The sequence below is a fragment of the Streptomyces sp. NPDC054975 genome (assembly GCF_053609105.1).
The window spans coordinates 84,363-109,385 of sequence record NZ_JBSGWV010000006.1; the positions used below are offsets into that span (position 1 = coordinate 84,363).

A 25,023-nucleotide genomic window follows, 5' to 3' on the forward strand; every position below is an offset into this window, starting at 1 on the left:
TACCGAACCGCGCCGGCACCCTCGCAGGATCTTCGCGGAGTTATCACACGGCACGTCAACAACATCTCGTACGTGGGGAGTTGACAGCCTCTAGTGTGATGGGTCGGCAGGAGTGGGCATGATACGGGGGCCCTTGTCCGGCCTGCCCTCGCAGTCTTGAGTCCCGTGGCCCCCACGACCAGGGACACTACGTGAGTACATCCATACGACAGCGCCTGAAAAGGCGCTTAACTGCCGCGCTGGCGGTCGTTTCCTCGGCGGCGGTGCTGCTGGTCGGCCTGCCGTCCGTGGCGTCGGCCGCGCCCGGGGACTACGCGAAGATCACCGGCGGCAAGCGGTGCGACCAGATGCATCTGAAGAAGACCATCCCGCGTACGCCGAACAACTCGGGTGCGCCGACGGGTCAGCACCACTGGACGAAGTCCGGGCCGGACGAGGAGTTCTACTACAACAACTCGTTCAAGGGCTTCGAGAACGTTCCCGCGCCCACGGCGGCCGAGCTGGGGCAGGTCACCGGCACCCGCGGGGACATCGACAAGTGGGACAAGGCGTATGAGGCCTCCAGGAACCCGGAGGACATGCGCAAGGCGATCTACTCCCGCTACAAGCGGCACCAGAACGAATCGACCAGCCCCAAGCCGTTCGGCAAGTGGAAGGTCAACCTGATCAGCGCGCAGCACAGCGGGCAGAAGGGGGGCGTGTTCGAGGTCAAGGCGGTTCAGGACTTCAACATGGTTGGCCCTGACTGGCTGTGCGAGGTCACGATCGAGATCTTCGACAAGGACGGCAAGAAGATCGCCTCCCGGCGGTACGACTCCTACAACCAGCGCACCGGTGAGCTGGGCGAGTTCAAGTCCGACGGGAAGCGCAAGCCGGCCCAGCTCCGGGCCGACAGGATCATCCTGCGGCACAAGGACGCGAAGCACGACTTCACCCGGCACCGGCTGACGATGTTCACGTCGGAGAAGCCGAACGGGGCCACCACCCGCGACTACAAGGCCGAGAACGACAAGCTGCGGGCGGAGCGGGGGACGGCGAACAACCCGATCCGGATCGCGGAGCGCCGGGCGACCGCGAAGGGCCTGTGGCCGCAGACGAAGTACACGAAGACGTACAACGTGTTCAACCCGCTGCCCAACCGCGGCACCCAGGGCCCGGGCGCCTCGATGGCCTACGGTTCGGGCCAGAACGCGTCCCAGGCCCGTCAGTTGCAGAACCAGTACCTGGCGGACAACGCCCGGTCCGCGCTGGGGCGGGGCCCGGGCGGCGTGGACTTCTCCACCCTGGAGCTCCAGTACGTCGGCAACCCGGTCAAGGGCAAGGGCCTGGACTACTCCATGAAGGCCGACCTCATGCCCGACGAGGACAACAACCCGGGCTGGGGCGGACAGGCGAAGCTCGAACTGGCGTCCGATGCCCTGTTCACGTGGCTGGCGCTCACCCCGGACCGGCAGTGGGTGAACCTCAACCCCGACCAGCCCGACACCATCATGGACAAGGCGTTCGGTGAAACCGACGCCGGCCGAGTCCTCCTGGTGGCCGACATGGAGATGAAGCGGGACTTCTCCCGCGCCATGGACCCCAAGAAGTCCCCCGGCAAGGAGTTCATGAACGCCACCCCCAAGGTCAACGGGGTGCCGTGCTGGGGATCGGGACGCAACTGGATCGTCCCCGGCGTGGCGAAGGTCCGCGAGCAGGACGGCGGGATCTACATCCTCGACGCCCCGCTGAAGGTCAACCACGCGGCGATGGACTTCGACACCCCCGTACAGGGAGAGGACTGCTCGAAGAAGCTCAGCAAGGAGGAGAAGGAGCGCAGCCACCGGCTGATCAGCCGCTACCTCGTCCCGCACGTCGAGAAGCAGATCAACACCGAACCCAAGTACGCCGACCTGCGCCGCGTCTACAAGTCCCGCGTCGCGGCCGAGTGGATCCGCCAGCAGGACGCGAAGAAGGCCACCGACTTCCGCCCCATCATCAACAGCAACAACCTGAAGCGGTGGCCGCTGCGTGGTGAGAACGCCAACTGGGACAAGCGGACCGTGTGGCAGGAGATGGTGAAGTCCTTCACCAAGGGCGACTTCACCTACGAATGGCCCCTCGGCGACGGCCGGATCTACACGTTCTTCGTCGGCGGCGTCGACTTCGCCAAGGCGCCCAAGCGGAACATCACCGGCGTCGAGTTCACCGCTCAGCACCGTGAACTGCCCCGCACGACGAAGGACTCCGTCCGCGCGGAGACCTCCGCCCGCGACAGCGACACCGCGTTCCTGGGTGGCGACGGCGCCGCTCAGACAGATGACGGGAAGCCGAACCCGACGCCGACGCCGACGCCGACCGACCCGACGGCTCCGCCCACGTCGCCGGGCCCGGACCCGACCAAGCCCGGGGACGGTGACACCGGCGGCAGTGGGGGCGCCACGCCTCCGGCGAACCGGCCGGACCCGGACGGCGGCCTCGCCGACACCGGATCGGACACGCCGCTCGGCCTGATCTCCGGTATCGCCGCGGCGATAGCCGCCACCGGCGCGGCCCTGGTGTGGTGGATGCGGCGACGCCGCACCGTCCAGGAGTAGCCGGAACGAGCAGCACGAACAGGAAGGGCCCCACCCCGGTTCACCCCGGGGTGGGGCCCTTCCCCTGTGTGCTGCTCGGGGGTCCCTGGCCCTGTGTGCTGCCCGGGTGTTCCTGGCCCTGTGTGCTGCCGAGGTTCCCTGGCCCTGTGTGCTGCCGGGTGTCCCTAGCCGCAGGTGGGGGCCTGGGGCGTGGTGCCGAGTGGGATCAGCTGGGGAGCGGGGGTGCAGCAGCCGGGTGCCGGTGTTTCGTCGGTCCGGGGCTCGTCGAAGAGGCCGGCGCCGCCGCAGACGCCGGTCTCCGGCAGGACGAGCTCGACGCGCTCGGCGGCCTCGTGGTCGCCGGCGATCGCGGCGACGACGGAGCGGACCTGCTCGTAGCCGGTGAGGGCGAGGAAGGTGGGGGCGCGGCCGTAGGACTTCATGCCGACCAGATAGAGGCCCTCCTCCGGGTGGGAGAGCTCCTTCACGCCGTGCGGGTAGACCGTGCCGCAGGAGTGCTGGTTGGGGTCGATGAGCGGCGCCAGCTCGACCGGGGCCTGGAGCCGCTCGTCCAGGCCGAGCCGGAGCTCGTCGAGGAAGGAGAGGTCGGGGCGGAAGCCGGTCAGGACGATGACCTCGTCGACCGGGTCGAGGCGCCGGCCGTCCTCCGCGACCAGTACGAGCCGCGCGCCGTCGCGCTCGACCGCCTGCGTACGGAAGCCGGTGACCGCGTCCGCGTATCCCTCGTCCACGGCCGCCTTCGCGGCGAGGCCGAGGGCGCCGCGGGCGGGGAGCTGGTCGGCGGTGCCGCCGCCGAAGGTGGAGCCGGAGATGCCCCGGCGCAGGATCCAGGTGGCGTGCGTCCCCTGGCCGTCCTCCGCATCGGCGAGGCCGGCGAGGGAGGCGAGGGCCGTGAACGCGGAGGCTCCGGAGCCGATGACCGCGGTGCGCTTCCCGGCGTGACGGGCCCGCACGGCAGGGTCGTTGAGGTCGGGGACGCGATAGGAGACCCGGTCGGCCGCCGCGCGCTCGCCGACGGCCGGGAGGCCGTCGGCGCCGGCGGGGCCGGGGGCGGCCCACGTACCGGAGGCGTCGATCACGGCGCGGGCGAGGATCCGCTCCTCGCGCCCGTCGGCGTACGTGACGTGCACGGTGAACGGCATGGTCTCGCGGTCCGCGTCGACGATCCGGTCGCGGCCCGAGCGGGAGACGCCGGCCACCCGGGCGCCGACCCGCACCGCGGGGCCGAGGACGTCGGCGAGCGGCTGCAGGTAGCCGGCCGCCCAGTCGGCGCCGGTCGGGTACGTGGACGCGTCCGGCTTCGCCCATCCGGTCGGCGCCAGGAGCTTCTCGGCCGCCGGGTCGGTGACTTCGGCCCAGGTGGAGAAGAGCCGCACGTGGGACCACTCACGCACCGCCGCACCCGCCTGCGCGCCGGCCTCCAGGACCAGCGGCTCCAAGCCGCGGTCGACGAGGTGGGCGGCAGCGGCCAGGCCGACGGGGCCGGCCCCGATGACCACGACGGGCAGCTGCTCGGCCGGGGTGGCGGTGGAGCTCATGACGATTCCCCTTTGTTTCGACGTTCATCGATCCCTCTCGCCCCAGGGTGGCATCTGCATTGACAAACGTCAACATAGACATCTGTCGAAGTTACGCGCCCACTCCCGCCTGGTTCGACGTGTGTCAACATAGACATATGTCGAATGTGAAGGTGCTGCCGCTCCTGGACTCCGAAGTCGCCCCTTGCTGCCCGCCCCTCACCGAGCGCCCGCTGAACGCAGAGGAGGCGGAGCGGACCGCGAAGATGTTCAAGGCCCTCGGGGATCCGGTCCGGCTTCGGCTCTTCTCGGCCGTCGCCTCGCACGAGGGCGGCGAGGCGTGCGTCTGCGACATCTCCGACGTCGGTGTCTCGCAGCCGACCGTCTCCCACCACCTGAAGAAGCTGAAGGAGGCCGGGCTGCTCTCCTCCGAGCGGCGTGGCACCTGGGTCTACTACCGCGTCGAGCCCGCGGTCCTCGCCGCCATGGGGCAGCTGCTGACCCGGGCCGCTGCCGTGTGACCGCGTCCACCGTCCGGGGTCCGGGGAGTTCGCCGCCGGTCAGGACCGGGCCGCGCGCCGGATCACGGGTTCGTCCTGGGCCGCATGAAGACGACCGCGACCAGGGCCAGGCCCGCGATCGCGCCGATCAACTGCATGCCGATGAAAGCGGGGACGGAGGCGGGGGCGATGCCGGCGAAGGTGGCGGTGGAGTTGGCGAGCAGTTGCAGCGCGACGTCGTCGGTGAGGCCGGTGGCCTGGATCCCGGAACCGACGACGATCGTCACGAGGGCGGCGGTGCCCACGAACTCCGCGGCTGCGCGCGGCGAGAGGAGTACGGGGCGGGGTGGCGCCGGCGCGGGCCGCGGCGACGTGTCGGCGGGCATGGCGTCGCTCGCGGCGGGCTCGGTGGCGGTCACGGGGAGGTTCGCCTCGGGCAGGCTGGCGAGAGGCTACGGGCAGGCTCTCTTGGTGTCGGCGTGAGCGCGCGCTCACCGAGGCCGTCCAGGCGTCCGACTACGTCATCACCATGGGCTGCGGCGACGCCTGCCCGATCTTCCCCGGGCAGAAGTACCTCGACTGGGCCCTCGAAGACCCGGCGGGCAAGGGCGTCGAGTCCGTCCGCCCCATCCGCGACGAGATCAAGAGCCGTATCGAAGCCCTGATCGCCGAGATCGACGCCCGGCGGGAGGCGTGAGCTCCGCGGCCTGGCCGAGGGTGTCGTTCGGCTCGCGGCCCGAGGGGCTTCGGCGCAGGGCGACAAGGATCAGCAGCGCGAAAGCGGCGAACGCGGCGGCCGTACGCGCGTAGTTGAACGCCTCCCAGCGAGCCAGGATCTCGGCGTGATCGGCGGGTGCCGAGGTGGCCGCCCACTGCTTGATACGGCCGTTGATGGGGACGTTGCCGAGACGGGTGATCAGGAAGGAGGCCACGGCGAGGAGCCCGGCTCCTGCGGCCAGCCGCCGTGAGGCGCCGCGCGTCAGGACGGCGAGCGCGAAGGCACTGAGCGCCGACAGGCCCATGGCGCCCTGCATGGTGATGCCGTTCATCTGCATCAGCTGGGCATGGAAGGACAGCCGCATGTCGAGCGGTACGGCGTTGAAGGTGGGGACGAGGTTGGCCGCTCCGTAGCCGAACGCGCCGGCGAGGGCGCCGGTGGACAGCAGGGCGAGCCCCTGGACGAGCCGGACACGCATGCGGATCACCCCCCCCGCCTCCGATTCGCCGGTGACGGTCCACGTGAGCTGCTCGGCTCGTCGCAGCAGGCCGTCGGGGGTGAATTCGGCGAACATGTGGACGCGCGTGGACACCGGTCCGCCCTTGCGCATCCGCGCGTGGATCGTGAAACGGGTGGCGATCCGGCAGCCGTCCACGAACGCCTCGTGCACCTCGAACCGGAACTCGCGCAGGTTCCTGCGGACCGGGCGGAGGTGAGCCTGGAGGCGGTCCCAGTCGAGTGGTACGCCGTCGGAGACCTGCACGACGTCACGGGTGTAGTAGCGGGACATCAGACCGGAGTCGTCCTCCGCGCCGTGGACCACGGCGTCGGTGAAGGTCGTGAAGAAGTCGGCGACGAACTGCCGGGGAGGTTTCGTGTGGAGAGGGTTCACCATGCTCCTGCCGTGCGTGGGCCGCGCTGCAACCCGCAGCGATCTCTTACGCGTATGTAAGATATAGCGACCTCGTCCATTTCTGACAAGGGTGTAAGAGTTGTCTGCATTCCAGGCTCCGGGCGATGCCCCGCGAGGGCGGCCCCGCCGTCGCGCCGACGCCGAGCGCAGCAGGGTCGCGGTACTGGACGCCGCGGTCCGACTGCTGGCAGAACGACCCGACGCCGGAATGGCCGCCATCGCCGCCGCGGCCGGCGTCACCCGCCAGACCGTGTACGCGCACTTCGGCACCCGTGACGCACTGCTGGACGCGGTCGCCGACCGGATCACGGACCAGGCCATGGCCGCGATGGACGAGGCGGAGGCGAACGGCGGTCCCGCCCTGGACCAGCTGCTGCAACTCCAGGACATCGGCTGGCGGCTGTTCGAACAGAACCCGGTCCTGCTCCAGCTCGGCGGCACCCGCGCCGGCGCCGCCGCAGCCCCTGCCCGGCACGAGCCCGTCGCGGCCCGGCTCGCCCGGCTGATCGAGCAGGGTCAGGCGTCGGGCGAGTTCGACCCCGCACCACCGTCCACCTGGCTGGTGGCCGCGGTCACCGCCCTCGGCCACGCGGCGGGCGACGAGGTCGGGGCGCGCCGGCTGTCGGTGGACGAGGCGGCAACATGGCTGCGGGCCGCCACACTTGCCCTTCTCGGGGTCGGACTCCGCACCCCCACGTCCGAAGCGGATGCGGCGGCGCACCGGGCGGACCAGGAGTAGATCTCCGGCGAACCATGCCACGATGGCGGAGCCCGTACGGCATGATCGGCCGGCGTGGAACCTGGAGCGGCAGGGGGTGGGCCGTGCGGCGCGTGGTGAGACCGGTCGCGATATGCCTGGCGGCGGCGTTGGCGGCGGCGGTCGCCGTGTTGGCCTCGCTCGCCGCCAACGCCGCGACCGCGGACGACCGTTGGCCGGGCGTCCTCGATGCCGTCCGAGCCGGCCCCTGGCCCTGGGTGGGCGGACTCGGGGCCGGGGCGGTGGCGTTGGCCGTCACCGCGGCTCTGCTCAACGGTGGCCCGTCGGTGTCCGCCCAGGACCCACCCCCGCCCGGCGCGCCCGCCGTACCCGCCTGGGTGGTGGACCGTGCGGAGATCCGCCAGGCCGTGGCCGCCGTGTGCGGACGTAAGGCCGAGGCGGTGGGCATCACCACCGCTCTGGAAGGCGCGGGCGGCTTCGGCAAGACCACCCTCGCCACGCTCGTCTGCGCGCACCGGCGCGTGCGGCGCCGGTTCAGGGGACGGGTCTACACGATCACCATCGGGCGTGACGTACGGGGCAGGCCGGCCATCGCGGCCAAGGTGGCGGAGGCGACGGCCTTCATCACCGGTGACACCACCGCCTTCGAGGATCCCGACCGGGCCGGTGACCACCTCGGGCGGCTCCTGGAACAGCGGCCGCGGACCCTGCTCGTACTGGACGACGTGTGGGAGCCGGAGCAGCTGGCCCCGTTCCTGCGGGGCGGCGGGAACTGCGTGCGGCTGGTGACCACCCGCGTGCCGGCGGTCCTGCCCGAAGGCGCGGAACGGCTCCGGGTGGACGAGATGTCCCCCGAGCAGGCCCGGGCAGTCCTCACCTGGGAGCTGCCCGAGCTGCCGGACGAGACCGTGTCCGGTCTGCTGCGGGCCACCGGACGGTGGGCGCTGCTGCTCCGGCTGACGAACCGTCTCATCGCCCGCCAGGTGGCCACCGGAGCCGATCCGGCGGCGGCCGCGCAGGGCGCTCTGGAGGGGTTGCGTACGCGGGGCCCGGCCGGTGGGGAAGCCCCGCCCCTGCCCTTCGACCTGGACGATCCCGCCCGCCGCGCCCGCGCCGTCCGGGCGACCATCGAGGCGGGCACCGGCCTCCTCCCGGCGGGCGGCGACCGACGTCTGGCCGAGCTTGCCGTGTTCGTGGAGGACGAGTCCATCCCCGTGCCGCTCGTCGTACAGCTGTGGCAGGCCACGGGCGGCCTCACCGAGCCGCAGGCACGCGACCTCTGTGCCCAGCTGGACCGGCTCTCCCTGATCACCCTCGGCCCGGAGAACGGCGGGCGGATCACCCTCCATGACGTACTCCGCGACTACCTGCGCGGCCAGTTGGACCCCACCGAGCTGCGACGTCTGAACGCCGTTCTGGTGGACGCGGCCCTCCCGGCCGACTGGCTCGCGGTCCGCGAGGGCTACCTCCTGGACCACACCGTCGAACACCTGCTGGCCGCCGGGCAGATACGTCGAGCCGAACACATGGCGGGCGACATCCGCTGGGTCGAGGCACGTCTCCATCAGCGCGGCCCCACCGCCCCGTTGAGCGACCTCGCCCGCATACCCACGGCCACCGCGTCCGTCCTGGCCCGGGACCTCGCCCGGGTGGCCCACCTGCTCGCCCCCATGGAGTCGGGCAGGCTGCTGACCGCCGTCCTGCACAGCCGGCTGGCCGAACTCCCGCACTGGGACCGTCAGATCGCTGTCCGCCAGGCCGGGAACCCGGCGCTCAGGCCTCTGCTGGCCAACCACTGGCCGCTCCCCGACCGACCGCACCCCGCACTCCTGCGCATGCTCACCGCCCCGGGAGGCGCGGTGCTGTCCGTGGCACTCGGACCGGACGGGTCGTGGATCGCCACCGGTGACGCCGGCGGGGAAGTGGTGGTCCACGACACCCGGACGGGCGCCGTACTCGCACGTGTGCGGGCCGGTACGGAACGGGTCCGGGCGATCACCCCGGGCCCTGACGGCGGTTCACTGATCGTCGGGGTCGGCCGTACCGTCCTGCGGGTCGATCCGCTCGGCGGAGGCCCGACCGAGACCCTGTTCACCACCGTCAACGATGTGCGGGACGTGGCGACCGCGCCGGACGGGAGTTGGTACGCGGTGGCGGACCACCTGGGGTACGTGCACCTCACCGACGGCTCGTCCGCCTCGGTCCTGGGCCGGGAACCGGGCTACGTCATCAGCGTGCCGGAACGACTGCCGCTGCCCATGAGTCCTGATGGTCGCCCGCCGCTCCCCAGGCCCCTCCGCCGGGACCCGCTGTGGGACGAGGCAGCTCGACGGCCGCTGGCCGTCGCGCCCGACGGCCGTCACCTGGCGACCGCCGGGCCCGGACACGGCCAACTGTGGGACGTCACAGCCCCCGTCACAGCAGCGCAGACGTACACCGACGAACGCGCCGCCTGCGCCGTGGCCTTCTCCCCAGGTGGGGACTGTCTCGTCACCGCGGCCGGGAAGGACGTCCGCCGGTGGGACCTCACCGACCGCTCGCCGGTGCGGCCCGAGCGGTCCTCCACGCTCGTCGCCGGCAACCCCAGCACCGTCACGGCGCTGGCCGTCGCACCCTGTGGCACGTGGTGTGCCGTAGGCGGCGAGGACGGGTTCGTGCACGTGTACGACCTGTCCGACGGGCGCCGCCGCGCGGTACTCACGGGGCACACGGGCTCCATCGACGACCTCGTCATCGCGAGGGACGGCTCCTTGCTGGCGACGGTCGGTTCCGACGGCGTGGCACGACTGTGGGAGGCCCCGCACGAGCGTCCCGTGGCACCGGTCGACGTCGAGGCCCGGCCGGCGGCAGCCGTGGCAGCCGTCGCGTTCACACCGGACGGGTCGCACGTGGCCGCAGTGGGCCAAGACGGCATCGTGCGGCTCCACGGCGCGGAGGACGGCGCCACCTCGCGCACGTTCGACCGCTCGGGGAACTGGTTCGACAGCCCCGACCAGCAGCTGGCCCTCTCTCCCGACGGCCGCTGGATCGCAAGCACGGGCCGTTCCGGCGCGATCGTGGTGTGGGACGTCGCCTCCCACTCCGACAGGTCCATCAGGGACCCGCACCCCGGATACCCCGGCCACGCGCTGGCGGCCGCACCGGACGGCTCGTGGCTGGCCAGCGCGGGCGATGACGGCGCGGTGCGGCTCTGGGACCCCTGGTCGGGATTGCCGCGGGCCGAGCTGACCCCGGACCGACCCAGGCTCTTGACAACGATCGCGGTCTCACCGGACGGGACCTGGCTGGCGAGCGCGATGAGGGGCGGCCTCATCACCGTCTGGGACCTCGTCACCCGGACCCCCACGGCCCAGTTGACCGGCGGGTACGGTTCGGTGCAGGCGCTCGCGGTCTCGCCGGACGGGCGCTGGCTCTTCGGCGCGGGCGAGGACGGGACCCTCCGCCTGTGGAACCCGCGGACCGGTGACTACCGGGGCCTGCGCACCGGCAACACCAGCCCCCTGCACGCGGTGGCCGCCTCCCCGGACGGGCGCTGGATCGCCACGGCGGGCGAGGACGCCACGGTACGGGTGTGGGACCGCGCCCGTGGAGACGTGGTGGCCGCCCAGCGCACCGAGGGCACCCTGCGCTCCTGCGCCTGGCGTCCGGACAGCAAGGCCCTCGCCGTGGGCGGCGACCGCGGCCTGTACGTCTACCTCTTCCGGACCGCGACCTGACCCTGCTCTCCCAGCCACGGCCGGCGGCCGGGGCCCGTGGGGTGGGTGCCGGTGACGGCCATGACCAGCGAGTAGAGGGTGGTCTCGGCGGTGATGAAGAGGCGGTTGCGCTTCACGCCGCCCCAGGAGATGTTGGCGACCGCCTCGGGGATGTTCAGTCGGCCGAGCAGGGTGCCGTCGGGGTCGTAACAGTGGACGCCGTCGTTCATCGCGGCCACCCAGAGGCGACCGGACTCGTCGAAGCGGAGGTTGTCGAAGCGGGCGCCCTCGCGGGCGCCCGCCTCCGCGAAGGTGTCGCCGTCCGAGAGCGTGTTGTCGTCGCGTACGTCGAAGACCCGGACGCGGCCGGCCCGGGTGTCGGACACGTACAGCTGCCGCTCGTCCGCCGAGAAGACCAGGCCGTTCGGGGCGCCGAAGCCGTCGGCGACCAGGTGGACCGTGCCCGTGTCGGGGTCGATCCGGTACACGTTGTTGGCGCCGATCTCGCTCTCCGCGCGGTAGCCCTCGTAGTCGCTGGTGATGCCGAAGTCCGGGTCCGAGAACCAGATCGAGCCGTCCGACTTCACCGTCGCGTCGTTGGGGCTGTTCAGACGCTTGCCCTGCCAGCGGTCGGCCAGCACGGTGATCGTCCCGTCGTGCTCGGTACGGGTCACCCGACGGTTGCCCTGCTCACAGGTGATCAGGCGGCCCTCACGGTCCAGGGTGTTGCCGTTGGTGTGCCCGGCGTCGCGACGGAAGACGGCGACCGCGCCGGTCTCCTCGTCCCAGCGCAGCATCCGGTCGTTGGGGATGTCGCTCCAGACCAACTGGCGCCAGGCGGGCAGATAGACCGGACCCTCGGCCCAACGGCAGCCGGAGTACAGGACTTCCAGCCCCGCGTCACCGTTCATGCACCGACCCGTGCGGAACCGCTCGTCGAACATCTCGTACAGCATGGTGGGTCGGCCCTCCGCGGGTTGAGGCAGGCATTGAATGAGGTTTGGCGCTGACCAAAGCCTGTAGGATCTTGTTCTATAAATGCAAGGGATTGCCGAACGGAGTTCCGTGGACCGCATCGATCGCCTGCTGTTGACACAGCTCCAGCAGGACGCCACCCAGTCCTACGCCGCCCTCGGCCAGGCCGTCGGTCTCTCCGCCGGGGCCGCCCATGAACGCGTGCGCAAGCTGCGGGAGCGCGGTGCCATCCGGCGTACGGCGGTCGAGGTGGACCCCGCGGCCGTGGGCGGCGGGGTGCTCGCCTATGTGATGGTCGACTCGAACGCCTGGATGGGCGAGAGCGCGTCCCGGTTCGCCGCGCTGCCCGAGGTCCTGGAGGCGCACATCGTCGCCGGGAGCGCTTCCGTACTGGTGAAGGTGAGGACCGCGACCACCGAGCAGCTCCAGGACGTGCTGCGGCGCATCTACGCGATCGACGGCGTCAGCGGGACCCAGGCCACCGTGGTCCTGGAGACCTTCTTCGAGAGGCCCGTCTCGCCCTTGACCGGCGAGGAGTGAGGCGGAATCCCGCGCGTACCTAGCGGTCCGCCAGGTGTGCGCGGTACCACGGGGCCGCCGCGGCCAGGCGGGTGAGGGGGCCGGGGCCCGGGGGGCAGGGCGTCGTCTGCCAGATGGTCTCGCTGGCGTACCAGTGGTCCTGGGCCAGGAGCGAGAACTGACGCTCGCTCATGCGGCCGGGCGTGGCGTGGAGGTGGGCCACGCAGGTGTCCCAGGGCCAGTCCTCCTCCGGTGCCGGGAGGATCCCCAGGGTCGCCAGTTCCGTCATCAGGGCGCCGTTGCTCACCGGGCGCGGGTGGCTGGCGTGGTGCACGCCGGACGGGGGTGCGTCCGCAGACGTCGCCAGGGTGGCGATCAGGCGGGCCAGGTCGTCGACGTCCACCAGGGAGAGCAGGCCTCGGCCGCCGTCCCAGCGGGCCGGGACGCGTGCGACGAGCTCCGCCAGGGCGGGTACCACCCAGCGGTCGCCCGCGCCGAGGACGAGGCCGGGGCGCAGGACCGTTCCGCCCGCCGCGAGGACCGGGGCCTCGCCGGCCAGTCGGGTGCGGCTGGCGGGTGAGACGGGGGCGGGGGTGATCTCGTCGACGGCGATCCCGCGGTGCGGGCCCGGTCCGTAGACCGCGGCCGTGGAGAGGTGGACGATACGGTCCACGCCCCGGCGGACGGCCTCGTCGACCAGCGCGCTCGTGCCCTCGACGTTGACCGCCGCGCACTGGACCTCGTCGCCGGAGATGCGTGAGGCGAGGTGGATCAGGACGTCCGCCCCGCCCGTCGCCTTCCGCAGCGACGCGCGGTCCGTCAGATCCACGGGCGTCCACGTCACGCCCAGCGGCGCCCACGCCCGTTCGGCGTCGGGTGCGGGCGCCGAGCGGCCGAGTGCCTGGACCGAGATCGCGCGGCCGGAGTCGCGGGCCGCCGCCGCCAGTGCGCGCAGGACGCGGGAGCCGACGAAGCCCGTCGCCCCCGTCAGGACGACGCGCAGTGCGCTCACGCGGCGCCCACGGTGTCGTCGGCGGGGATGCGCAGGCCGGCGATGACGTCGGCCGGGGCCAGCGCGGGCAGCAGGCAGCGCCACATGTCGCGGATCCGCCGGGGCAGGTCGGCGCGGCCGGTGGAGAGTTGGGACATGACCTGCGTACCGGTGTACGCGGCGACGAGGAGCTGCGAGAAGGCGGCCTCGTCCACGCCGTCGAGCAACTGGCCCATCTGCCGCGCCCGGACGAACTCCTGGTGGAAGTGGTCGGCCCACCACTCGTAGATCGAGTACTCCTGCTTGCCGACCACACCCTGCTCGACCGCCAGCCGGACACCGGCCCGCAGCAGGGTGTTGTGCTGCATCTCCACCGCGAGGTAACCGGTCATGTCCAGGAGTTGCTGGAGGCCGCCCTCCCCCTCCGGGAACTTCAGGTCGGCGGCCTGCTCCAGGATGACCGCGCGGGCCAGCCCCTCCTTCGACCGGAAATGGAAGTACACGGCGCCCGCCGTGACGCCCGCCCGATCGAGGATCTTGGTGATGCTCGCACCGAGGTAGCCGGCCTCGTCGAACACCTCCGCCGCAGCTCGGAGCACCAACTCCCGTGTGCGGACGGCCCGTTCCTGTCTGTGTTCCGCCACTGGCCCGTTACCCCGAATACATCGACAAAGAAAAAGAGTGACCACTATCTTATGTGAGCGGACAGTCGGCACACCAGTGTTCCGACCCGCGAATATCGTGAAACAGTCAGGGGAGAACTGTTGTGCCTCCGATAGACCTCGCGCCGGACCGGACGACCACCGGACCTGTGCCCATGTCGTACACCCACAAGACGAATCCGGCCGAAGTGCTCCTTCGGAGCTGGTGCCGCACCGGGGACGACACCTTCACCGTCACCGCGCGCTGGCCGCGCGAGCACACCTTCTACCTGGCCCGGCACGGCAGGCACGATCCCCTGTTCCTGGCGGAGACGGTGCGCCAGACCCTCCCGATGCTCTCCCACGCCGCGTACGACGTCCCGTTCGGACACCAGCTGCTCTGGAAGGACTTCGGCTGGGACATCGACGCGGACGCGCTGTGGGCCGACGGCGAGGACGCCCTCGTCGACCTGCACATCACCGCCTCGGACGTGAAGTACCGCAAGGAGCGGGCGACCGCCGTCACGCTCTCCGTCGAGGCCACCCGCGCGGGCCGCCGACTGGCCACCGCGCGGACCCGTTTCACCATCCAGGACCGGGCGGTCTACGAGCGGCTGCGCGGGCCCTACGCCGACATCGCGGCCGTGAACGCGCGCGTCCTGCCGCTGCCGCCGCCGTCGCCCACGCACGAGACGGGCCGGACCCGTTTCCAGGACGTCGTGCTCTCCTGCACCGACGTCCCCCTCCGCTGGCAGCTGCGGACGGACACCTCGCATCCCGTCCTCTTCGACCACCCCGTCGACCACGCCCCGGGCATGCTGCTCCTCGAAGCCGCGCGCCAGGCGGCGCAGGCGGCGTGCCATCCGCGGCAGACCCTCGTCGCCGGCATGCACAGCGCCTTCAGCCGGTACGCCGAGCTGGACGCGCCGTGCTGGATCACCGCCAAGGCCCTGCCGGACGACCCGAAGGGGCGGCCGCGCGTGCTGGTCACGGCGGAGCAGAACGGCGAGGAGATCTTCCTTTCGGTCGTCGCGCTGCACGAGGTGCCCGCCGCTCTCTGAGCGGACCCCGCGCGCGAACACACCGCGAGCCCGGGCGGCTTTCCGCCGTCCGGGCTCACGCGCGTGCTCAGCCCTCGTCCGCCGGCCCCGGGCGGGTGGCGAAGAGGCCGCCGTACTCGGTGACGCCCTCGCTGATGGCGGTCGCGCCGGCCAGGTGCAGGGCGTGCCAGAAGATCGCCTGGTTCGCGGTCACCACGTGGAAGCCGAGCTCCTCCTCCAGCGGCTTGATGGTGCCGACCGCGCGGATGCCGTTGCCCGCCACCAGGACGGCGTCCGGCTTGTGGGAGGCGACGGTGGTACGGAGCCACTCGGAGAGGTTCTGGGGCGTGATCGCCTTCTGGTTCGAGGGCAGCCCGCACGGCCCGTGGTGGACCACGTCGAAGCCGAACTCGCGGAAGTAGTCCGCCCCTTGGCCGGAGAGCCGGTCGTCGAACCACGGCGGGTTGACCAGGGCGATCCGGCGGGCGCCGAGCGCGGTGAAGGCGGCCCGGGCGGCCTTGGTCGTGCCGGTGATCGGCAGCTCGCGGGTGACCGGCCGCAGCCGCTCGTACAGCTCCCGCTCCCCCGCCGCCTTCAGTACGTAGCTGGAGGAGGTGAAGCCGAGGGTGAGCGCGTGCAGGGGCGAGGCGGCGAGCTGCTCGACGGCCTGGTCCAGGAAAGGCGGTTCGACGAACGCGCGGACCGGGTCGTGCGGGATCTTCTCGTCCATCTCCCCGCCCGCGCGCATCGCGCCGAAGTGGACGCGCGAGCCGTGGATCGAGACCGACGCGGGGGCCATCGCCTGGAGTTCGGCCTCCGGGCCGACGTCGGCGTGCGGGACGACGACGCCGATACGGATGGCGGCGTCCCACCCGTCGGTGGGCGTGGCGGTCCGGGCGGCCTCGGTGAGCTGGGTCATGGGCGTGACTCTCCTTACTTCGCTTCGTCGGCCAGCCGGCCGCCGGCCACGGTGCTCGTGCCGGAGTCGGTGTCGCTGAGGAACTTGGGGTGCCGGGCGCGCATCGAGCCGATGACGAAGTCGTACGGGACGTCGTCGAAGGCGCCGTGGTCGACGAGGAACTCCATGGAGCCGGCGCCGCCCTCGTACGGGTGGTAGAGGCTGTCGGAGAGGCCGTCGAACTCCAGGGCCTCCATGCCGTAGAGCTTGCAGAGCATCTTGTTGAAGACCGGCGTGGCCTTGACCCACTTGCCGTCCAGATAGACCTGGGTCAGGCCGTGGAAGAAGACGTCGCCGCCGATGTGCTCGATCAGCCGGGGCGAGGCGAGGTGGTTGCGGACATCGCCGTAGACCACCTTGGAGGGGATGCCCAGGGCCCGGACGGCGGCGGCGTAGAGGGCCGACTTGTGCAGGCAGAAGCCGGACTTGGTGGTGGCGGTACGGGAGGCCTTCAGCCCCTCGGGGGAGAGGTCCGCGCCGTAGACCTCGTAGAAGACGCCGTCGCGGACGGCGTAGTAGAGCTCGATGGCCATGGTGCGCTTGTCGCTCGCCCGGTCCTTGACCACGTCGTCGATGAAGCTCTGGACGGCATCGGTCTCGTAGTCGAGGAAGTCGGTGGGCTGGGTCAGCCGGTCGTACAGGTCGAGGGTCATCACAGTCGTCAATCCCTTGGGGTCGAAGGTCGTCGGCGGTCAGAGGCCGAGGAGGGCGGCGATGCGGTTGCGCTGGATCTCGCTCGTGCCGGAGTAGATGGTTCCGGCGACGGAGTCGCGCAGTTCGCGTTCGACGCCGTGGCTGGTGAGCACGCCGCGACCGCCGTGGATCTGGACGGCGTCGAGCGCCATCTTCAGATTGGCCTCGGAGACGACGGTCTTCGTGGCGGCCAGGTCGATCGCGGCGTCCTGGCCCGCTTCCACCTTGGCGCCGGTGTCACGCAGCCACTTGCGTGCCGTCTCCAGACTGATGTTCATGTCCGCGATCTTGTGGGAGACGGCCTGGTAGGAGCCGATGGTCTGGCCGAACTGCGTACGGGACTTGGCGAACCGGATCGTGTCCGCGAGTCGGCGCGTCATCTCGCCGAGCGTGATCGAGAAGGCGAAGAGCACCTCGCGCTTCATGACGTAGTCCAGGACGCGGAAGCCGGAGCCCTCCCGGCCGACCCGCTGGGACACCGGGACGCGCAGCCCGTCGAAGGTGAGCGTGCCGATCGGGCTGGTGCGCAGGCCGATCTTGTCCATGGCGGGGCCGACGGTCAGTCCGGGCGTACCGGCCTCGACGAGCAGGGTCGTCAGACCGAACGGGCCCGGCGCGCCGGTGCGCACGTACAGCAGGAACAGGCCGGCGACGGGGGCGTTGGTGATGAACATCTTGCTGCCGTCGACGACGTAGTGGTCGCCGTCGCGGACCGCCGTCGTGGTGGAGTTCATCGCGTCCGAGCCGCCGGACTCCTCGGTGATGGCGTGCGCGGTGATCACGTCACCGGCCATGATCCGGGGGAGGTGGCGGCGCTTGAGCTCCTCGCTGCCGAACTGCTGGAGCGGGATGCCCACGGAGACGATCTGGGTGGACGTGGAGAAGGACAGGCCGGCGTCGTGGGAGGTGTGACCGAGGCCTTCCAGCACGCGCATGGTCTCGGTCAGGGACCGGCCGTGGCCGCCGTAGTCGGGGTGGAAGGGGGTCCGCAGGATCCCGGAGTCCTGGACGGCGGGCCACTTGCCGGACGGGAACGTCCCGTCCCTGTCGAGTGCGCCGAGGTCGGCGTTGAGTTTGTCGGCCCACGGGGTGGCGAGGTGGAAGAGGTCGTCGGTCACAGCCTGGTCCTTGTCACGTCGGGGGGGAAGAGATGCCCCGCGGACGGCACGCGCGGCCACGTCGCGCGGCGCGCGGGCGGGCGCGTGCCGTCCGCGGGGCGGGGTGGCTCAGTACTGGGAGAAGCCGTCGGCCGACAGGGTGTGCTTCTCGGTGCCGACGATCGGCGGGTTGAAGACCGATATGAGGTGCAGGTCCTCGTAGTCCGACGCGATCAGGTAGTGCGGGTCGTGCTGGTCCAGGGCGTAGATGACACCGGGCATGATCTTGTGCCGGGTGCCGTCCTTCTCCACGACCTCACCGGAGCCGGCGACGCAGTAGCAGGCCTCCAGGTGGTCGCGGTACTGCAGAGCGCTGGTGGTGCCCTGGCGGACGAGCGTCACGGCCACGGCGAAGCCCATGCCGTCGGCCTTGGTGAGGAGACGGTGGCTGGTTCCGTTGCCCCACTGGACGGGGACGACGTCGTCGACGCTGCGGGTGAACATGCGGGTACTCCCTCAGGTGTGGTGGTGGTGGTCCGTGGTGCGGTGCGTGACGCGGTGGTGTCAGGCCGCCGTGGCGGGCGCGTTCTCCCGGACGAGGCGGGTGATCGCGGCGAGGGTGCGGAAGTCGTCGGGACCGAACTCGATGTCGTCCATGGGGACGCCGTAGCGGCTCGCGATGTGGGAGATCATCCGGACGAGGCCGAGGCTGTCGATCACACCGGAGTCGAGCAGGTCGTAGTCGTCGGTGAGGTCCGAGGAGTCCTCGCCCGCCAGGAACTCAGTGACGAGGTACTCGCGGATCTCCGCGGTCACGTGGGTCGCGCCGGTCTCGCTCATGCGGTCTCGTTCTCCTTCATGCGGTTGTTCCTGATGAGGTTCCGGTCGGGCTTGCCCGTCGACGTACGGGGAATCGGGTTCTCCGTGACGTGCACCGAGGACGGGATGGCGTGGCGCGGAAGGTGCTTGCTGACGTGGGTCCGCAGCCGCAGACCGGTCAGCGCGGTGGCGGCGTGCCGGGTCACGTGCGCGTGCAGTCGGACGCCGGTCTGCTCGTCGGGCAGGGCCACGACGACGGCCTCGGCGACGTCCGGGTGGGAGGCGACGACGGTCTCGACCTCCTGGAGGTTGGTGCGTACACCGCGCACCTTGACCTGCCAGTCGGCGCGGCCTTCGAGGGTGAACAGGCCGTCGTCCGTACGGGAGACGATGTCGCCGGTGCGGTAGTACACCTGGCCGTCCCGGACGGTGAACGCCTGCTCGTTCAGGGCGGACCTGAGGTATCCGGCGGTCTGGAACGGTGTGGAGACGAGGAGTTCGCCGGTTCCGGCTCCGGTGACGACCTGCCCGCCGGCGTCGACCACGAGGGCGCGCACCCCGGCGAGGGGGCGGCCGATCGGCGGGGCCTCGGCGGTGTGCGGGTCGATGGCGTGGAGGAAGGAGTCGTTCGTCTCCGTGCAGCCGAAGATGTTGTGGAACCGGGCGTTCGGGAACGTCCGGGCCATCGGCGCCAGCAGCTCCGGCGCGAGGGCGTCGCCCGTGGTGATCAGGGCGCGGACGGTTGGGAACTCCGGCGCGTCGCGCACCAGGAGGCGGTGGAGCATGGGCACGCCCTGGACGAACGTGACGCCACGGCCGGCCACCAGGCCCTGCAGGTGCGGGCCTTCGGTGGCCCGGTCCTTCTCGACGAGGACGACCTGGGCGCCCAGGCGCAGGAAGGTCCAGACGTCGAGCAGGGCGAGGTCGAAGTTGAGCGGGGCGTAGGAGAGCGCCACGTCGTCCCCGGTGAGCGCGAACTCGGCCGTGGCCCAGTCGGCGAAGGCGTCGAAGCCGTCGGTGGGGATCGGCACGATCTTCGGGGTGCCGGTGGAGCCCGAGGTGGTGAGCAGGAGGCGGGTGCGGGTGGCGTCCGCCCGGTCGAACCCCTCGGCCTCCACCGCGTTGGCCTGCACCGCCTCGGCGGTCAGGGTTCCGTCGGCGGCGACGGTGAGGGTGTGGGTCGCGCGGGCCTGCTGGGCCAGCCGGGTGCGGGCGGAGATGCCCAGGTCCGGAGAGGGTGCGAGGGCGATCAGGCCCTCGTGGAAGACCGCCAGCAGCAGGGCGATCGTCTCCGGTGTCTTGTGGGCGGGGACGCAGACGGTGCTGCCGGCCGGCAGCACCAGCCGGTCCACCTGGGCGCGCAGCGCCTGGGTGGCGGCGCCCAGCTGTTCGTAGGTGACGCTGCGCCGGTCGTACGCGAGGGCGACCCGGCCGGGGCGTTCCCGGCTGTGGACGTCGATGGATGCGGCGAGGTGTGTCGATGGCACGGCGGACTCTCCCCCGAGTCGTTCGAGACGTTGTGATCAAGTAGTTGCATCGTCATGCAATCGTCTGGCGAGGAGATCGCGACGACATGGATGACGGGAGAAGCGGGAACCGCGTTCTCGTTACGCTTGATCATGCAACGAAAGCACCCCTGGCGCGCTATGCCGAGAGTTCGCGATTGACAGCGCGTCAGGGGTGCGGGAAGGTGCCGAACCGACTCTGTGCGTCGGTGGGGTCCGGCCGTGCGGGCGGGCGGCTCAGGCGACGCCGGCGGCGCGCAGCGACTGGACCGTGGAGGCGTATTCGGGGTCGGCGGTCAGGGCGTTGAGCGCCGAGGAGAGGACGTCCGCGTACGTCGCACGGGCGGCCGCGACCCGTTCGCGACCCTCGTCGGTGATCACCGCGTAGACCCCGCGCTTGTCCGACGGGCACAGGTCCTTGAAGGCGAATCCGGCCACTTCGAGGCGCGCGACCAGGCGCGTCACCGACGACTGGCCGAGACCGACCTGTTCGGCCAGGTCCTGCATGCGCAGTTCGCTGTCCTCGGCGTGCGTCAGCGATTCGAGTGCCCGGTACTCCGACAGGCCGATCCCATGGCGTCGCTGGAGCGCCTGCGCCAGCTCCCGCTCCACGCGGGAATGCAGAACCAGGAGACGACTCCAGACCACCTGGTCGGACGACGCGGTGTGGGTAGCGACCATAAGGTGACGCACCTTTCATCGAGACGTTGACAACAGAGTACATGCTCATGCAACCTCATGGTCGCCGCGTCCGTCAGTCACCGACCGACTGCGCCCCCTAAGAACTTGCACGGACAAACAACTTCCTGGAGAGTGAGTTCCATGACGTCCCCCTCCCCGCAGACACAGCCCCAGGCGAAGCCGCAGAGCGCCAACGTCGGTTGGGCCTGGCTCCTGTTCTCGTCCCTCTTCGAGATCACGTTCGCGCTCTCGACCGAGGCCACCGACGGGTTCACCAAGCTCGGCCCGTCCCTGCTCACCGTCGCCGCCGCCTCGTGCGGAATCTTCACCCTCTCCATGGCCCTGAAAACCGTCGACGTCGGCGTCGGTTACACCGTCTGGGCCGGTATCGGCGCTGTCGGCACCGTCGTCTTCGGCACCCTGATCTACGACGAGCAGATGACGGTCTGGAAGGTGCTCGCCTTCATCCTGATCATCGGCGGCGCCCTCGGCCTGCGGATCTCCGACAACGTGGCCGCGAAGAAGCAGGCCGCGGCCGCCGAGGCGGCCCCGAGCACCCCCGCCGCGCAGCCCGTCGGCTGACCCGGCCTTCCTCAGACGCCCGCTCCGTCCCCACCATCCCGAAACGAGTCACCACCATGACCTGGGTCTACCTCGGCATCGCCATCGTCTTCGAAGTCCTCTTCGCGCTCGGTACCAACGCCACCAAGGGGTTCACCCGCCTGTGGCCCTCCGTGCTCACGCTGCTCGCCGCGGCCGGCGGCATCTACACCCTCTCCCTGGCCCTGCGGGAGCTCGACGTCTCGGTCGGCTACACGATCTGGACCGGCATCGGCGGCGTCGGCACCGTCATCTGCGGCGCGATCATCTTCAAGGAGAAGATCACGCTCGCCCGCCTCCTCTCCTTCGCGTCCATCATCGGCGGCGCCGTCCTGCTCCGCCTGACCGCCGTCTGATCGGCGCGCACGCCATGAGCGACATCGACGCCCTGCTCCCCCACGTACGGGAGGCCGTACGGATCAGCCGGGAGCACGTGGCCAAGGGCGGCATCCCCTTCTCGGGGATCGTCGTCCAGGACGACCAGGTCCTCGGCACCGGGTTCAACCGGGTCAGGGAGGACCACGACGCCAGCGCGCACGCGGAAGTCGTCGCGCTGCGCGAGGCGGCGAGGCGGGCCGGTGTGTTCGCCGTCGCCGGCTCCACCCTGATCGCCTCCGGCGAACCCTGCGCCATGTGCTACATGGTGGCGCGCTACTTCGGCGTCGGGCACATCGTCTTCGCGGCCGACCGGAAGACCGCCGGCGCGTACGGCTTCGACTACGGCAGCTCGTACGCGATCTTCGCGACCGATCCCACCGAGTGGCCGATCCGGGTCACGCACGCCCCCGTCGAGGGCCACGAGGTGCCGTTCCAGGAGTTCCTGACCGTGCAGAGAGGCGGGGTCCGATGACCGAGCCGGTGAAGATCCAGATCTGGTCCGACTACGTGTGTCCCTTCTGCATGCTCGCCGAGGGACCGCTGGAGGAGGCCACCGCGGACCTGGACGTGGAGATCGAGTGGAAGCCGTTCGAGCTGCGGGCCCACCCGCAGCCCACGCTCCGCCCGGAGGACCCGTACCTGCCCGAGATCTGGAAGCGGTCCGTCTACCCGATGGCCCGGCGGATGGGCGTGGACATCACGCTGCCGACCGTCTCCCCGCAGCCGTACACCCGGCTCGCGTTCGAGGGCTTCCAGTACGCGCAGGACCAGGGCAAGGGCGACGCGTACACGCGGCGGATGTTCCGCGCCTTCTTCCAGGAGGACCTGGACCTCGGGCAGATCGAGGTCCTCACCGAACTCGCCGGTGAACTGGGCCTCGACCAGGAGGAGTTCCGTACGGCCCTGGAGAAGGGCACGTACACCGAGCGGCACAGGGACGCGATCAGGGAGGCCGCCGCCCACCGGGTGCAGGTCGCCCCGACGTTCCTCGTCGGCGACATCCGCATGGAGGGCGTGCCCTCGGTACCCCTGCTGCGCAAGGCGATCCTGGACGCCCAGGCACGACAGCAGGACCGGGCGGAGGAGTCGTCCGGTGCCGCGTGCGGTGTCGACGGCGTCTGCTGACCGCCCCGTACGGACGAAGGAGCCGGACACCTCCCCCGAGGTGTCCGGCTCCTTCGCGCGCCCGGCGCGACTACTGCCCGGCGAGGCGCGGGAAGAGGTTCAGCGCGTTGGTGCGGCCGATGGCCGTGCGCTGCTCGGCGTTCCAGCCCGCGTACGTACGGAAGCCCTCGACGTTCTCCGTCGTGTGGGAGGCCGGCATGAACGGGAAGTCGCTGCCGAAGAGGATCTTGTCCGGCGCGGCCAGTTCGGTGAGCGCGGGCAGCGCGAAGCGGTTGGCGGACATCGCGATGTCGTAGTGGAGCCCGCGCAGCGCCCCGACGACGTCCTTGGGCGCCCGCTCGGTCAGGTACTTCCCGATCGTCGGCCCGTAGGTGAGCCGCTGCGCCAGGAACGGCAGCGTGCCGCCCGCGTGCGAGACGATCAGCTTCAGGTGCGGCAGCCGCTCCAGTGTGCCGCTGAAGAGCAGGTCGACGACCGTGCGCGTGGTCTCGAAGGTGAAGTCGTAGAGCGACGGCGGCAGGTCGAAGGTGGCCACGTCCTTGGCCGGCGGGGTGCCGGGGTGGACGTGGACCGGCAGGCCGCGGTCGGCGATCTCGGCGAGCAGCGGCTCGAACTCCGGGTCACCGAGGTACCGGTTGCCGTAGCTGGTGAGCAGGCCGACGCCGTCGAGACCGAGTTCGTCGATCGCGTACGTCAGCTCGTCCTTGGCGGCGGCGACGTCGGGCAGCGGAAGGATCGCGAACGCGCCGAAGCGGGTGGGGTGTTCGGCGATGAGAGTGGCGTAGTACTCGTTGACCTCACGGGCCAGACGGCTGCTCTCGGCGCCCTGGGCGAAGGTGACGCCCGGAGCGGTGACGGAGAGGACCGAGGCGGCGATGCCATGCCGGTCCATCACCTCCAGGGACTCCTCGGGGCTCCAGGTCGGGTAGTCGACGCCGGGGATGGCGACCTTGTCGCCGAGCGCCGCGCGGTAGGCCGGGGGGATCGCGTGGTGGTGGACGTCGATGAGGCCGGTGTCGTGCTGCATCAGTGTTCTCCGTCGGTCTGGCTGTCGGGCAGTACGTCGAGTTCGATGCCGAACCACGTGCGGTAGGCGGCGTGGACGGCGGCGTCGTCGGCCAGCTCCTCCTTGGTCCTGACACCGTTCTCGGTGCGGGTCAGGGTCCGGCCGGCGAGGGTGACCCGCCCGTCGGGCGTGGGCATGGAGCAGACCTGGCGGGCCAGGAACGGCGATCCGTCCGCGCTGCGGAACCACCACAGGGTGGGGGCGAAGTCCTCCAGTTCGCGGGCGCGCGGCTCGACGCGGTACTGCAGCTCGCCGTCGCGGTACAGGTCCAGGTCGCCCTTCGGGGCCTCGACGAGTTCGAAGGTGCCCTGCGGGTCCCGCTGGGGGCCGTCCGCGCGCAGGCGCAGCGGGAAGCGGAAGGCGTGCCCGTAGCCGACGTCGGCCAGCCACGGGTCCGCGCTGTCCTCGGTCCGTACGCGCAGGCACAGGTGGCCGAGGAGCGGGCCGAACACGCCGTCCTCCAGGACCCGGCCGCCCAGCGGCTCCACGTCGAAGCCGAGGGAGCGCAGCAGGGTGAAGAAGGCGCCGTTGAGTTCGTAGCAGCAGCCGCCGCGCCCGCGCCCGATGATCTTCTCCAGGGCGGGTTCGCCGAGTCCGATGGGCAGGCTCGGCCGGCCGAAGGCGAAGTCGATGTTCTCGAACGGGACGCTGAGCACGTGCCGTTCGTGCAGGTGGGCCAGTGCCTGGCCGTCGAGGCGTTCGGGGCGCTTCGCGCCGATCCGCCGGAGGTAGGCGTCCACGGTCGTCGTGTCGAGCATCAGACGTACTCCGCGGCGTAGCGGGCGACGATGCTCTGGGCCTTCTCGACGTCGGCGGCGTACTGCTCCGCGTCGGGCGCGGGGACGCCGTCCTCGGCGGCCACTCCGAGTTCGGTGAAGAAGCGCTCGAAGCCGGCCGGGGTGAAGATGATGAGCATCTTGCAGGGCTCGTCGCCGGTGTTCTTGAACGCGTGCACCTTGCCCTTGGGGACGAAGATGAACGCGCCGGCGCCGACGACCTGGCTGGTCTTCTCGTTGGAGATCTCCAGCTCGCCCTCGATGAGGTAGAAGGCCTCGTCGCTGTCGTGGTGGATGTGGAGGGGTGGCCCGCCGCCGGGTGGCACGAGGGCTTCGATGAGGCCGAGCGAGCCGTGGGTGTTGGCCTTGTCCGCCTTGATCGTGTAGTGGTCACCGAAGACCCAGCGTGCCGGTCCGGCCTTGGGCGGGATGTAGACGATGCCCTCGAATTCCTCGAAGCTCAAGGTGTTCCCTTCTCGCGGGCGTGCGCGTGCTCCCTCCACTCCATCCGGCGAACCGCCG

The 25,023-nt window shown here is 71.0% G+C and carries 26 protein-coding genes and 1 pseudogene; 11 read left to right on the top strand and 16 right to left on the bottom strand.

Translation table 11 applies throughout. The features are described 5' to 3' along the window. Positions 1-191: 191 nt before the first annotated feature. Entirely contained in the window at positions 192-2,576 is a 2,385-nt protein-coding gene (locus tag ACWF79_RS09760) for a hypothetical protein (RefSeq protein ID WP_453727525.1), read from the top strand. Between the two features lie 164 nt (positions 2,577-2,740). Here ACWF79_RS09760 and ACWF79_RS09765 read toward each other — a convergent pair whose 3' ends face one another. Then, positions 2,741-4,114 carry an NAD(P)-binding domain-containing protein gene (locus ACWF79_RS09765; protein WP_453727526.1) on the bottom strand — a complete coding sequence of 458 codons (1,374 nt, stop codon included), beginning with the start codon at positions 4,112-4,114 and terminating at the stop codon, positions 2,741-2,743. Between the two features lie 137 nt (positions 4,115-4,251). On the opposite strand from ACWF79_RS09765, the gene ACWF79_RS09770 reads away from it, so the two are divergent. Beyond that, a complete protein-coding gene (locus tag ACWF79_RS09770; RefSeq protein ID WP_453727527.1) occupies positions 4,252-4,614 on the top strand; it encodes an ArsR/SmtB family transcription factor in 363 nt (120 codons plus the stop codon). 62 nt (positions 4,615-4,676) lie between these two features. Here ACWF79_RS09770 and ACWF79_RS09775 read toward each other — a convergent pair whose 3' ends face one another. Continuing rightward, entirely contained in the window at positions 4,677-5,012 is a 336-nt protein-coding gene (locus tag ACWF79_RS09775; protein ID WP_453727643.1) for a hypothetical protein, read from the bottom strand. 74 nt (positions 5,013-5,086) lie between these two features. Between ACWF79_RS09775 and ACWF79_RS09780 the strand changes: the two are divergent. Further along, positions 5,087-5,290 (top strand): annotated as a pseudogene (locus ACWF79_RS09780) (phosphotyrosine protein phosphatase); the annotation flags it as partial. Here ACWF79_RS09780 and ACWF79_RS09785 read toward each other — a convergent pair. Continuing rightward, positions 5,235-6,206: an anthrone oxygenase family protein gene (locus ACWF79_RS09785; RefSeq protein WP_453727528.1), complete on the bottom strand. Its 972-nt coding sequence runs from the start codon at positions 6,204-6,206 to the stop codon at positions 5,235-5,237. The pseudogene ACWF79_RS09780 and the gene ACWF79_RS09785 overlap by 56 nt on opposite strands. Positions 6,207-6,303: 97 nt before the next feature. Between ACWF79_RS09785 and ACWF79_RS09790 the strand changes: the two genes are divergently transcribed. Both ACWF79_RS09790 and ACWF79_RS09795 read left to right on the top strand, forming a co-directional pair. Beyond that, positions 6,304-6,963: a TetR/AcrR family transcriptional regulator gene (locus tag ACWF79_RS09790; RefSeq protein WP_453727529.1), complete on the top strand. Its 660-nt coding sequence runs from the start codon at positions 6,304-6,306 to the stop codon at positions 6,961-6,963. A gap of 92 nt (positions 6,964-7,055) precedes the next feature. Continuing rightward, positions 7,056-10,658 carry an NB-ARC domain-containing protein gene (locus ACWF79_RS09795; RefSeq protein WP_453727530.1) on the top strand — a complete coding sequence of 1,201 codons (3,603 nt, stop codon included), beginning with the start codon at positions 7,056-7,058 and terminating at the stop codon, positions 10,656-10,658. Here ACWF79_RS09795 and ACWF79_RS09800 read toward each other — a convergent pair. Beyond that, complete coding sequence (locus tag ACWF79_RS09800) at positions 10,634-11,593, bottom strand: SMP-30/gluconolactonase/LRE family protein (RefSeq protein ID WP_453727531.1); 960 nt, start codon at positions 11,591-11,593, stop codon at positions 10,634-10,636. The genes ACWF79_RS09795 and ACWF79_RS09800 overlap by 25 nt on opposite strands. Before the next feature lie 109 nt (positions 11,594-11,702). Here ACWF79_RS09800 and ACWF79_RS09805 point away from each other — a divergent pair, with 109 nt between their 5' ends. Further along, positions 11,703-12,152 carry an Lrp/AsnC family transcriptional regulator gene (locus tag ACWF79_RS09805; RefSeq protein ID WP_453727532.1) on the top strand — a complete coding sequence of 150 codons (450 nt, stop codon included), beginning with the start codon at positions 11,703-11,705 and terminating at the stop codon, positions 12,150-12,152. Positions 12,153-12,171: 19 nt separating this feature from the next. Here ACWF79_RS09805 and ACWF79_RS09810 read toward each other — a convergent pair whose 3' ends face one another. Continuing rightward, positions 12,172-13,143: an NAD-dependent epimerase/dehydratase family protein gene (locus tag ACWF79_RS09810; protein WP_453727533.1), complete on the bottom strand. Its 972-nt coding sequence runs from the start codon at positions 13,141-13,143 to the stop codon at positions 12,172-12,174. Next, the gene (locus tag ACWF79_RS09815) at positions 13,140-13,766 is read right to left on the bottom strand and encodes a ScbR family autoregulator-binding transcription factor (RefSeq protein WP_453727534.1); all 627 of its coding nucleotides are present in this window, start codon (positions 13,764-13,766) and stop codon (positions 13,140-13,142) included. The genes ACWF79_RS09810 and ACWF79_RS09815 overlap by 4 nt, the downstream gene beginning before the upstream one ends. Before the next feature lie 122 nt (positions 13,767-13,888). Here ACWF79_RS09815 and ACWF79_RS09820 point away from each other — a divergent pair, with 122 nt between their 5' ends. Next, positions 13,889-14,824: a ScbA/BarX family gamma-butyrolactone biosynthesis protein gene (locus ACWF79_RS09820; RefSeq protein ID WP_453727535.1), complete on the top strand. Its 936-nt coding sequence runs from the start codon at positions 13,889-13,891 to the stop codon at positions 14,822-14,824. A gap of 67 nt (positions 14,825-14,891) precedes the next feature. Here the strand turns inward: ACWF79_RS09820 and ACWF79_RS09825 are convergent, their stop codons facing one another. The 7 genes from ACWF79_RS09825 to ACWF79_RS09855 form a co-directional block, all read right to left on the bottom strand. After that, a complete protein-coding gene (locus tag ACWF79_RS09825) occupies positions 14,892-15,722 on the bottom strand; it encodes a maleate cis-trans isomerase family protein (RefSeq protein ID WP_453727536.1) in 831 nt (276 codons plus the stop codon). A 14-nt stretch (positions 15,723-15,736) separates the two neighbouring features. Next, a complete protein-coding gene (locus ACWF79_RS09830; protein WP_453727537.1) occupies positions 15,737-16,414 on the bottom strand; it encodes a transglutaminase-like domain-containing protein in 678 nt (225 codons plus the stop codon). A 39-nt stretch (positions 16,415-16,453) separates the two neighbouring features. After that, the gene (locus ACWF79_RS09835; RefSeq protein ID WP_453727538.1) at positions 16,454-17,572 is read right to left on the bottom strand and encodes an acyl-CoA dehydrogenase family protein; all 1,119 of its coding nucleotides are present in this window, start codon (positions 17,570-17,572) and stop codon (positions 16,454-16,456) included. Positions 17,573-17,680: 108 nt separating this feature from the next. Continuing rightward, positions 17,681-18,055 (bottom strand): ectoine synthase, encoded by a 375-nt coding sequence (locus tag ACWF79_RS09840; RefSeq protein ID WP_453727539.1) that lies wholly within the window; start codon positions 18,053-18,055, stop codon positions 17,681-17,683. Positions 18,056-18,115: 60 nt separating this feature from the next. Further along, entirely contained in the window at positions 18,116-18,391 is a 276-nt protein-coding gene (locus ACWF79_RS09845) for a phosphopantetheine-binding protein (RefSeq protein WP_453727540.1), read from the bottom strand. Then, the gene (locus ACWF79_RS09850) at positions 18,388-19,857 is read right to left on the bottom strand and encodes an AMP-binding protein (protein ID WP_453727541.1); all 1,470 of its coding nucleotides are present in this window, start codon (positions 19,855-19,857) and stop codon (positions 18,388-18,390) included. Before ACWF79_RS09850 ends, ACWF79_RS09845 begins: the two co-directional genes overlap by 4 nt. A 255-nt stretch (positions 19,858-20,112) precedes the next feature. Then, a complete protein-coding gene (locus ACWF79_RS09855; protein ID WP_453727542.1) occupies positions 20,113-20,556 on the bottom strand; it encodes a MarR family winged helix-turn-helix transcriptional regulator in 444 nt (147 codons plus the stop codon). A 141-nt stretch (positions 20,557-20,697) separates the two neighbouring features. On the opposite strand from ACWF79_RS09855, the gene ACWF79_RS09860 reads away from it, so the two are divergent. Genes ACWF79_RS09860 through ACWF79_RS09875 form a run of 4 tightly spaced genes read left to right on the top strand, consistent with a single transcriptional unit; the run spans position 20,698 to position 22,659 of the window. After that, complete coding sequence (locus tag ACWF79_RS09860; protein ID WP_453727543.1) at positions 20,698-21,138, top strand: DMT family transporter; 441 nt, start codon at positions 20,698-20,700, stop codon at positions 21,136-21,138. Positions 21,139-21,194: 56 nt separating this feature from the next. Further along, entirely contained in the window at positions 21,195-21,512 is a 318-nt protein-coding gene (locus ACWF79_RS09865; protein WP_260226197.1) for a DMT family transporter, read from the top strand. 14 nt (positions 21,513-21,526) lie between these two features. Next, positions 21,527-22,006, top strand: coding sequence for a nucleoside deaminase (locus ACWF79_RS09870; protein WP_453727544.1), 480 nt, complete (start codon positions 21,527-21,529; stop codon positions 22,004-22,006). Then, positions 22,003-22,659 carry a DsbA family oxidoreductase gene (locus ACWF79_RS09875; protein WP_453727545.1) on the top strand — a complete coding sequence of 219 codons (657 nt, stop codon included), beginning with the start codon at positions 22,003-22,005 and terminating at the stop codon, positions 22,657-22,659. The genes ACWF79_RS09870 and ACWF79_RS09875 overlap by 4 nt, the downstream gene beginning before the upstream one ends. Before the next feature lie 70 nt (positions 22,660-22,729). Here ACWF79_RS09875 and ACWF79_RS09880 read toward each other — a convergent pair whose 3' ends face one another. Genes ACWF79_RS09880 through ACWF79_RS09890 form a run of 3 tightly spaced genes read right to left on the bottom strand, consistent with a single transcriptional unit; the run spans position 22,730 to position 24,965 of the window. Next, complete coding sequence (locus ACWF79_RS09880; RefSeq protein ID WP_453727546.1) at positions 22,730-23,686, bottom strand: amidohydrolase family protein; 957 nt, start codon at positions 23,684-23,686, stop codon at positions 22,730-22,732. Beyond that, on the bottom strand, positions 23,686-24,483 hold the full coding sequence (locus ACWF79_RS09885) for an arylamine N-acetyltransferase family protein (protein ID WP_453727547.1): 798 nt from the start codon (positions 24,481-24,483) through the stop codon (positions 23,686-23,688). Before ACWF79_RS09885 ends, ACWF79_RS09880 begins: the two co-directional genes overlap by 1 nt. After that, positions 24,483-24,965 (bottom strand): cupin domain-containing protein, encoded by a 483-nt coding sequence (locus tag ACWF79_RS09890; protein ID WP_453727548.1) that lies wholly within the window; start codon positions 24,963-24,965, stop codon positions 24,483-24,485. The genes ACWF79_RS09885 and ACWF79_RS09890 overlap by 1 nt, the downstream gene beginning before the upstream one ends. Positions 24,966-25,023: the final 58 nt, after the last annotated feature.